Below are 9,805 nucleotides of genomic sequence, written 5' to 3'. Positions count from 1 at the left end.
GGGGTTTGGCACCTCGATGTCGGCTCGTCACATCCTGGGGCTGGAGAAGGTCCCAAGGGTTGGGCTGTTCGCCCATTAAAGTGGCACGCGAGCTGGGTTCAGAACGTCGTGAGACAGTTCGGTCTCTATCTACTGTGGGCGTTAGAAATTTGAGTGGATCTGACTCTAGTACGAGAGGACCGAGTTGGACGAACCTCTGGTGTACCTGTTGTTTCGCCAGAAGCATTGCAGGGTAGCTACGTTCGGAAGGGATAAGCGCTGAAAGCATATAAGCGCGAAACCCACCACAAGATGAGATTTCTTTTAAGGGTCGTGGAAGATGACCACGTTGATAGGCTATAGGTGTAAAGGCAGTAATGTCATAGCCAAGTAGTACTAATAACCCATAGGCTTATTGTACAGCGTTTTTTTATAACAGTTTACTATTTATACAGACAGATATCATGTAATTTTTTCAATATGTCAACAATATTAGTGTTGATTATTTATAACAACCCAAGTTCTGATAAACTCAGAATAAAAATTTAAGGTGGTTATAGCGACGGGGCTCACCTCTAACCATTCCGAACAGAGTAGTTAAGCCCGTTTGCGCCGATGGTACTACTTTATTGTGGAAGAGTAGGTCGCCGCCTTTTTAAGAACCCTTACTAGATAACTAGTAAGGGTTTTTTGTTTTTTATAGAGTTTTTTATTTACTCCAAAGCTCTTAATATCGATAATCGTATACCCAAAACTGAATACTTATAATAGAGATCCTATTAGCGTTTAGATTTGCTTTATTTACTATTTTAGAATTCTCTTATAAATATCTATTCTTTTACTCTTCTAGTTATAGAGGTCTGTATATATTATTGTAAGCTTTTAATTAGAATGACTCTCTTGTAAAATAGAATATTTATTCCTTTATCCTATCCTATCCTATCCTATCTTATCATTGTAATAATTTCGCTATGTATAAAATTTTACGAAGACTCATTATTGTGGCTTGTTATATCGTGATTTACTTTATGTATTCTGTAGTTAGGAAAATTTAGCTAATGATTATTTTACTTTTTTAAAAATAGGAATATTGATTATTTATTAAAAGTTAAAACTCATTCAAATATTTGCTATATATTATATAAAGGCTAATGAGGTTTCACTAAAAATAAGAAAGTAATTAACTCAAATTAATGACAAAATATAGTATTATTTTTCTGAAATTATATATTCATATTTTATAATTGTTAAGCTTGATTCAATTATGTATGAATTATTATTTATTAAGCGCAAATAATTTATAGTCCTATTAATATAGTTGAATTGTTTATTGGATTATTATAATACTAGTGGAATAATTTTGTATTAGTTATTGGGTTATCCTTTTCTAGAATAATAAAGTTTTGATTTATTCTAATGAAATTATTGCTTGTAGCAATTGGGTTAACTTGTACAATTAATTATTTTATTAATCTATAAATTTAGCTTTTAGTTCTGGAGATGGAATCATACAAGATTCTTTTTTACCATACCATTTATAACGATTTTTAGCAATATAATTATAAAACCAATTTCTTAAAAAAGCAGGTAAAATTAAAAATACAGCTAAAATGTTTGTAGGGAAACCAAGATGTTTAGCAGTTAGTAATGCTGCAGTAGATTTATAAGATAGCTTATCTTTTATGGGATTATAAAGTAGAATAGAATCTGTTTCATCAGTATCAATTTTGAATTTTTTAATGACCTGTTTTCCAATATTACTTTGAAGTGGAGCAAATAGAAACTGATTTTTTATATCTCTTTTTATAACATATAATACACTAGAGTTGCAAAGATTGCAAACGCCATCAAAAAGTATTAATTGTTTATTATTTGGGATATCTACCTTCATTTAAATACGAAACGTTATTTTATTTTTTCATGGCTTGCACGAGTTCTAATTGGTCTAAACTTACGTTAGTTGTAAACATACCATAGTTTACGTTGGCTTTTCCTTTTTCAATACTATCTATAGTACCAACGGCTTTACCATCTAGCAATCTTACACGGTCATTAAGTCTTAAAATAGCTTTAGGTTTTTCTACTTTTATAGATTTTTTCTTGGCTTCTTTTTTCTTTTCTCGAATAACTTCAACTTTCTTTTCTGCTTCTTGCTTTACTTGTTTCTCTTTTGCTTTGATTGTTTTTTTCTGTTTAGCAGATACTTTTTTACGCTTAGAGTTTTCAATTTGAACTAATCGAAATAACTCGTCAATTAGTGTTTTCTTTTTTTTGTCTTCAAAGTATTTTTCAGAAATATCATTCATCTTTTGACCTAAATAAATAAGACGTTGATTAGAATCATATAATTCTTGATAGCTCTCTAATTTCTTTTGAACTTTAGCATTGATTTCTTCTAATTTATCTGCTTCAGAAATCTTCTTTTTTTCGTTTTCTTTAAGTGACCGTTCTGTTCGCTCTAGTTTACTGCGTTCTTTTTGAAGTTTAGCTATCGTAGCATCAAAACGTACTTTACCTCTCTCAATCTTCTTTTTAGATTTGTTAATTAAGCTATATGGAATTCCATTTTTTTGTGCGACTTCAAACGTAAAAGAACTACCTGCTTGCCCAACGACTAATTTGTACATGGGCTCTAATGTTTTTTCATTAAAGAGCATATTAGCATTTTGAATTTGAGGCAATTCATTAGCTAGTAATTTTAAATTAGAATAGTGTGTAGTTATAATTCCATAAGCTTCACGTTCATAAAATACTTCTAAAAATGTTTCCGCTAACGCACCACCCAATTCTGGATCACTTCCTGTTCCAAATTCATCAATTAAGAATAGTGTTTTATTGTTACATTTCTTAAGAAAATAATTCATCTGTTTTAACCTGTAACTATAGGTACTTAGATGGTTTTCTATAGATTGATTATCACCAATATCACTTAGAATTCTATCGAATAAACAAACATAGCTTCTTTCGTGAACAGGAATTAGCATTCCACTTTGAATCATGACCTGTAGTAAACCAACAGTTTTTAACGTAATACTTTTTCCACCTGCATTTGGTCCAGAAATGACAATAATTCGACTATCTTTTTCTAAGCCTATTGTTTGTGGAAATGTTGTTTTACCATTTTCTTTATTGGTTAAATAGAGTAGAGGATGATAAGCATCTCGTAGATTCATGCTACGTTCCTCAGAAAACTCAGGTAATATAGCATTCATACTTTCTGCATATTTTGCTTTTGCAGAAATAACATCTAATTGCGTTAGAAATTCTTGATAATTATGAAGAAGCGGAGTAAAAAGTCGGATATAATCCGTTAACTCTTTTAATATTTTTATGACTTCTTCTTTTTCTTCGTATTCTAAATTATTGAGTTCTCTAGTATGCTGAAGTGTTGTTTCGGGTTCTATATAAACAATACTACCCGTTTTGCTACCTCCCATTATAGCTCCTCTAACTTTTCTTCGATACATCGCTTTTACCGCTAGTACACGTTTGTTATCTACAACAGATTCTCTGATATCATCTAGATAGTCGAGATTATTGTAGGTATTTAAAGCTGAAGAAAAGCTGCTATTAATTTTACCTTTTAAAAGGTTTATAGATTTACGTAGGTTAGATAAAATAGGTGATGCATTATCTTTAATATCTCCAAACCGATCAACAACGGCATCAATTTGTGTAATAAGCGATGTGTTTATTTCTATGTGCTGACTAAATTCTTTAAGTTTTGGGTAATATTCTTTAAATTTTTCTAAAAATTTTAAAATAGCATTTACTGTCAGAGACATGCTTACCAATTTTTGTAAACTTGAAACTTCTAGGTATGTATTTTCTATTTTAAGTAGTTTTAGCTCTTTGGCAATGGCATCGAATCCATGATTTGGTATTCTATTATCATTATCATAAGATGATAAATATTCATTAACGTAGATAAGCTCGCGTTTTAGTTGTTCTTCATCTTTAAATGGAAGAATAGCTAATACGGCTTCTTTACCTAAAGCAGTAAGTGTATGTTGGCTAATTTGATTTAAAACAGTAAAAAACTCAAGGTCTTTTAAAGTTTTTTCATGAATATTTATCATGTATTGTTAATCGTTTTTTTAGAATTACAAATTTAGGGTATTATATGCTTTTATAGATACGAAGAGGCTGCTAATACTAATAAAGTAATTATAATGAGAATTATAAATAAAGGAAATATAAATTTTAACCATTTGCTAAAGTTAATTTTTGCAACTGCTAGCGATGCTAAAATTAATCCTGTTGGATTAATAAGGTAAAATAGACCTAATCCGTATTGGTAGGTATTTACAACAACTTCTCTACCAATACCAACTGTATCTGCTAAAGGTGCCATTATAGGCATCGTTAAAACAGCCATCCCCGAAGAACTAGGAATAAAGAATGACAAGGCAGAGTAAATTAAAGTTAAAGCACTTGCAAAAATACCTTTATTCATACCGTTGGTAATATCACTGGCATAATACAATAGTGTATCACTAATTAAACCATCAGTCATTAAAACGGTAACACCTCTAGCAATACCAATAATTAAAGCAACACCTAATAAGTCGCTAGCTCCTTTTACAAAAGTTTCAATAAAATCGGTTTCGCTAATTTTAATAATAACTCCTATTATTATAGAACCTATTAAGAATACAGTTGTCATTTCTACAAACCACCAATCTAACATTGATACACCAATAATCATAATAATGAAACAACTTGTAAATACGAATAAAGCAAGTTTTAATCGCCAGTTAAAATCAATATTAGTAGTATCTTTTATTGCAAATAGATTAGCGATTTCTTCTCTTTGGTCATAAATTAAAGATTTGGTTGGATCGTTTTTAACACGCTTAGCATAACACATTATATAAAGTATAGTAACGGTTAGACATAAAAGCAGCATAAAAACACGTCCGTATAAACCTGTTGTCCAATTAATACCAGCAGCATCACTAGCTATAATAGTAGAAAAAGGATTTATAGTAGAACACATAGTGCCTATTGCTGAACCAAGAAAAATACTTGCTACTCCAACAATTGCATCATATTTAGCAGCTAAAAATACCGGAATTAAGATAGGGAAGAAGGCGATGGTTTCTTCGGCAAAGCCAAATGTTGTACCTCCTAAAGCTACTAATGTAGTCACTAAAACAATAAGCAATGGTTCTCGTCCTTTTAATAAAATGGCTAATTGACCTATTGCAGCATCAAAAGCACCAGATTTATTAAGTATACCAATTAAGCCACCAATAATTAAGACTAGAAAAATGATATCTGCAGCTTCAATAATTCCTTTTACAGGTGATTTTACAAAATCATAAAAACTTTGTGGTTTAGATTCTAGTTTATTATAAGTTCCTGGGATATTGATGGGTTTATAAATATCTCCATTTGTGAATTTTTCTATTGGAATTTTAATATTTAAATCTTCGAGTGTTGTTTGAGATGCATCTAAGCTAATTTCTTCATCTAGACTTAATCGTGTAAATTTGTCAGTGGAGGTGTTATAACTTAAAGTATCGTATTTTCCAGCAGGAACAACCCATGTTAATAGAGTCACTAAGCCGGCAATTATAAATAGTATGGTTTGTGCTGAAGGAAATTTTAGATGTTTCATCTTTAAAAGAATTTGACGCCAAAGATAAACTTATAGAATTTAATTTGTTTTTAAATATGGATGTAAATATTAATAAAAGTTGGAAAAATGAACTCAATTTAGAGTTTGAAAAACCATATTTTAAAAATTTAGAATCTTTTGTAGATGAAGAATATAAAAATCAGGTTTGCTTTCCTAAAGCATCAGATATTTTTAATGCTTTTAACCGTTGTAAATTTGATGATGTAAAGGTTGTTATTATAGGTCAAGATCCTTACCATGATGTAGGACAAGCTAATGGTTTATGTTTTTCTGTTAGTGATGGAATAAAACATCCCCCTTCTTTAGTTAATATTTTTAAAGAGATTGAAGAAGACTTAGGAATACTGTATCCTAAATCAGGAAACTTAATGCCATGGGCTGATCAAGGTGTATTATTGTTAAATGCAACGTTAACAGTGAGAGCACATGAAGCAGCTAGCCATCAAAAACAAGGATGGGAGCAATTTACAGATGAAGTTATTAAAATAGTGAGTGCTAAAAAAAGTGATGTGGTGTTTTTACTTTGGGGCGGATTTGCAAAGAAAAAAAAGAAATTGATTGACGTAAGCAAACATCATATCTTAGAAAGTGGACATCCTTCTCCTTTAAGTGCAAATAGGGGGTATTGGTTCGGGAATAAGCACTTTAGTAAAACTAACTTCCTGTTGCAGCAAGTTGGCGTCTCTGTAATTGATTGGAAACGACTGTAGATTCTTTTTTTTCTTTAGCAAAATGAGGTATCCTACCATCATTTTTCTTACTTGTTTTATTACAACTAAAGATTAATAATAAAAAATTCAACACAACTAAAGAACATAAAATTAAAACAATATTTATTATCATATTTACCAGATTAAGATAGGTTAATCATTTATTAAGTTTTTGTTAAGTGTTAGTTAAAGGGTTTACAAATGTAATTGTTTTTTTTTGAATTCAAAAAGACAACTACATAAATAAATTTAACTCTAAACAAAAACAGGTCAAATACTTAGCTATAATAAATGGTGGGGATTATAGATAAATCAATTAAATATCTATTTTTAATGGAATTCTAAATTTTATGAATTAATTTTAAATATTCTACTTTTTCAGAAATAATGTTTAAATCATAAAGTTGATCTTGTACTATTTTTAAAGTATTTTCATCCATAACACTTTGTGACCATTCTGTTAAAGATAACCATTGCTGTACATCTTCTAATTCTTGCTCGTAACGATTTGCAATAGTTTTATCTATACTAGGAATGGATTTAAATTCAGCAGTTGTATTATTTATGATGTCTAAAATTATTTTTAATTCTTCAGGGTTATTATCAATAAAATCTTGTCTTACAGCAATAACAAAACAAGGCCAAGGTGATGGGCAGTTGTCTATTCTTCTAAAAACTCCATTATCTACAATGGGTTTTGTGGTGAATTTTTCCCACATAAAATAATCAGCTTGACCTTCAGTTAATCCTTTAATCGCGCCATCTAGATTTTTTATTACTTCAAAATTGAGATCTTTTTCTAGATTCCAATCGTTGTTTTTAGCATTAACATATGCCATAAGATGTGATCCAGAACCGTATCTACTTATTGCAGCACGTGTTCCTTTTATATCTTCAACAGTTTCAAATTTAGAATCTGCAGCAACATGAATCCCCCAAATTAAAGGCGTTTCAACAAAAGTTTGAACTATTTTTGAAGGATTACCTTCAATGATGTCTTTAACAATACCTTCGGTAAGAATAACAGCCATATCAATCTCTCCAGATCTTAAAGCTTTTGTCATGGCACCTGTACCTCCATAATAATCATTCCACCTTAGGTTTATATCCTTATCTTTATATTCTCCATTTTTTAATGTTAAATACCAAGCTAGGTTAAAGTGTTCTGGTACTCCACCAATATTTACTTTCTTCATGTTTACTTCCTGCGATGGCAGAAATCTTTTAATTATACGTTATTCTTACTAGAGTAAATGCTAGATATACTTTTGAAATAAATAATTTCAAAAGTTGATTGTTTAAAGATTTACAATACGATCTAGAGCATATTGAATTAAATTTTCGATAACTTTCTTAGAATCTTTACTGAATTCTCCAGTAGCTCTATTAGCAATAATAGCATTTAGAGATAAAGCTTTATGTCCTAATAATTTTGAGAGGCCATAGATCGCAGCAGTTTCCATTTCAAAATTAGTAATTCTAAAATCTTTATAATTAAAGTTATCTAATTTAGTATTAAGATTAGCATCTTGTAATGGTAAACGTAATACTCTACCTTGAGGTCCGTAAAAACCACCAGCTGTGCCAGTCATTCCTTTAAAAGTTTTATCACTTTCAAAATGCTTTTCTAAATATTCACTGTTACTTATAATTATTGGTCTTGCTTTATTTTTATCCCAATTGGTATGTCTTATAAAAGCATCTTCAACTTCTGGATTTGTAATTCCTTCAAGTTGATAAAAATGCATCATTCCATTGATATCTAACCCATAAGTACTCAGTACAAATGCATCTACAGGAATATCTTTATGAAGTGAACCAGAAGTTCCTATTCTTATAATATTTAGACTAGATAATTCTGTTTTTGGTTGTCTTGTTTCCAAGTTAATATTAACCAAAGCATCTAATTCATTTAAAACGATATCAATATTATCTGGACCAATTCCTGTTGAAATAACAGTTAATCTCTTGTCATTATAATAACCTGTTTGTGTTTTAAATTCACGCTTTTGAGTGCTAAATTCAATGCTGTCAAAATGTTGCGTTATTTTTTCAACACGATCTTGATCACCAACAAAAATGATGGTATCCGAAATGTTTTCTGGTTTTAAATTAAGGTGGTAAACACTACCATCTGAATTTAGTATAAGTTCTGAATTTTTAATCGGCATTAAATATAGTTTTAATGAGTTTATTTTGTTCTTCGCTAAATTGATACTCTAGACGATTTATTCCCCCATATTTCATGTTATTATTAACCTCTATTGCAAAATTATGTTGTTGTAATAAGGCTTCGTGGCCTTTTCTATTAAGTGCAATATTATCTTCTGAAACGGTGTAGAATAAAGATAACTCTTTTATTTTAAGATTTAACTGTAGATCGCTATAACCATAATAACCTTGATAATTTAAGCAATAGCCTAGCAAGTGGTTAATGGATTTAACATTATTTTCATTTATAATTTTTAAGATATTGGCTTCAATATTACCTAAACCACTTTTTTGATGCGGAAAACGCTCTAAATGTGCTTTTAAGCAATTGCTCATGTATTTAAAGTTAGACTTTTCAACAATATAGGGCTTAAAAATATTATGGTCTTTACCACAATATGTACGCCATAAAGCAATCGCTAAGTTAATATCTTTACTAGTTAATTTAACCTTGTTTTGATAGTGAGATTTAAGCTGGCCTGAACTTAATTCAGACAAACCTTTAAGGCTTTTTTCGCCTTTAACACGTCCACTACAAATAAGATATAAAGGTTTTTCTATTTCTTTTTGATGTAATAAATTGATAACACCTAATAAATTGATGTGGCAAAATAAATCGTAATCAAACCATAAATTTATTTCTGAATATTCTTCTACATTATCTAGTTTGGCAAGCTCATGTTTCATGTCTTTTTCGTCAACTTCGATATTGTAATGCTCTTTTAAAAAATCAATACGAAGTTCAATAAACTCATCAGAATCTATTTTTGCAATCGTTGGGCCTTCACATAGCATTTCTTGCCAAGTGAGTATATCGTCTTTAAAATCTAACTCTTTTAAAAAATCGGTTAGATTATTACCATTTGTAATATGTAAACATTGTTTTTCCATAGTTTAACCACCTACACGCTTAACGTTAAATCCTTTTTCTTTTAAAAGTGTCATAATTTTATCACGATAATCTCCTTGAATAATAATTTTATCGTCCTTGAAACTACCACCAACACTAAGTTTTGTTTTTAATTCTTTTGCTAACTTCTTAAAATCTTCAGTAGCGCCGGTATAACCTTCTAGAATAGTGATAGGTTTTCCTTTTCGCTTTTCGTATTTGCAAATTATGGGGTCGTCTTGTAGCCATAAATTGTCTTTAGAATCGCTAGTAGACTCTGTTGGCTCAGGCGTGTGTTCTGGAAAGAGGTTTTTTAGTTGATCTTGTAAATCCATTTTTCAGTCTTCAGTATTTTAGTTGGCAGTCTTCAGT

8 protein-coding genes and 2 rRNA genes (1 of these 10 cut by a window edge) are annotated in these 9,805 nt (G+C 30.1%); 3 read left to right on the top strand and 7 right to left on the bottom strand.

Features of this window, described 5'->3' with window-relative positions; genetic code table 11:
* Together H0I32_RS01630 and rrf are read left to right on the top strand one after the other, a co-directional pair.
* A 23S ribosomal RNA gene (locus H0I32_RS01630) occupies window positions 1–399 on the top strand; it begins 2,428 nt to the left of the window's first position.
* 126 nt (window positions 400–525) lie between these two features.
* Window positions 526–635 (top strand): 5S ribosomal RNA (gene rrf / locus H0I32_RS01625).
* Between the two features lie 812 nt (window positions 636–1,447).
* On the opposite strand, the gene H0I32_RS01620 is transcribed toward rrf, so the two are convergent.
* The 3 genes from H0I32_RS01620 to H0I32_RS01610 are packed head-to-tail and all read right to left on the bottom strand — an operon-like array spanning window position 1,448 to window position 5,602.
* A complete protein-coding gene (locus H0I32_RS01620) occupies window positions 1,448–1,870 on the bottom strand; it encodes a thiol-disulfide oxidoreductase DCC family protein (RefSeq protein WP_179312936.1) in 423 nt (140 codons plus the stop codon).
* A gap of 19 nt (window positions 1,871–1,889) precedes the next feature.
* On the bottom strand, window positions 1,890–4,058 hold the full coding sequence (locus H0I32_RS01615; RefSeq protein WP_173589480.1) for an endonuclease MutS2: 2,169 nt from the start codon (window positions 4,056–4,058) through the stop codon (window positions 1,890–1,892).
* Between the two features lie 50 nt (window positions 4,059–4,108).
* On the bottom strand, window positions 4,109–5,602 hold the full coding sequence (locus tag H0I32_RS01610) for a YfcC family protein (protein ID WP_179312937.1): 1,494 nt from the start codon (window positions 5,600–5,602) through the stop codon (window positions 4,109–4,111).
* A gap of 56 nt (window positions 5,603–5,658) precedes the next feature.
* Between H0I32_RS01610 and H0I32_RS01605 the strand changes: the two genes are divergently transcribed.
* Window positions 5,659–6,333, top strand: coding sequence for a uracil-DNA glycosylase (locus tag H0I32_RS01605; protein ID WP_179313291.1), 675 nt, complete (start codon window positions 5,659–5,661; stop codon window positions 6,331–6,333).
* Between the two features lie 341 nt (window positions 6,334–6,674).
* Here H0I32_RS01605 and H0I32_RS01600 read toward each other — a convergent pair whose 3' ends face one another.
* The 4 genes from H0I32_RS01600 to H0I32_RS01585 form a co-directional block, all read right to left on the bottom strand.
* Window positions 6,675–7,529 carry a substrate-binding domain-containing protein gene (locus H0I32_RS01600; protein WP_173589483.1) on the bottom strand — a complete coding sequence of 285 codons (855 nt, stop codon included), beginning with the start codon at window positions 7,527–7,529 and terminating at the stop codon, window positions 6,675–6,677.
* A 102-nt stretch (window positions 7,530–7,631) separates the two neighbouring features.
* Window positions 7,632–8,504, bottom strand: coding sequence for a nucleoside phosphorylase (locus H0I32_RS01595; protein ID WP_179312938.1), 873 nt, complete (start codon window positions 8,502–8,504; stop codon window positions 7,632–7,634).
* Window positions 8,494–9,435, bottom strand: coding sequence for a DUF1835 domain-containing protein (locus H0I32_RS01590; protein WP_179312939.1), 942 nt, complete (start codon window positions 9,433–9,435; stop codon window positions 8,494–8,496). Before H0I32_RS01590 ends, H0I32_RS01595 begins: the two co-directional genes overlap by 11 nt.
* A gap of 3 nt (window positions 9,436–9,438) precedes the next feature.
* Window positions 9,439–9,768 carry a translation initiation factor gene (locus H0I32_RS01585; protein ID WP_173589486.1) on the bottom strand — a complete coding sequence of 110 codons (330 nt, stop codon included), beginning with the start codon at window positions 9,766–9,768 and terminating at the stop codon, window positions 9,439–9,441.
* Between the last annotated feature and the right edge of the window lie 37 nt (window positions 9,769–9,805).

Source organism: Winogradskyella sp. HaHa_3_26 (genome assembly GCF_019278425.1).
GTDB lineage: Bacteria > Bacteroidota > Bacteroidia > Flavobacteriales > Flavobacteriaceae > Winogradskyella > Winogradskyella undariae.
This window is presented reverse-complemented; position numbering and strand designations above follow the sequence as displayed.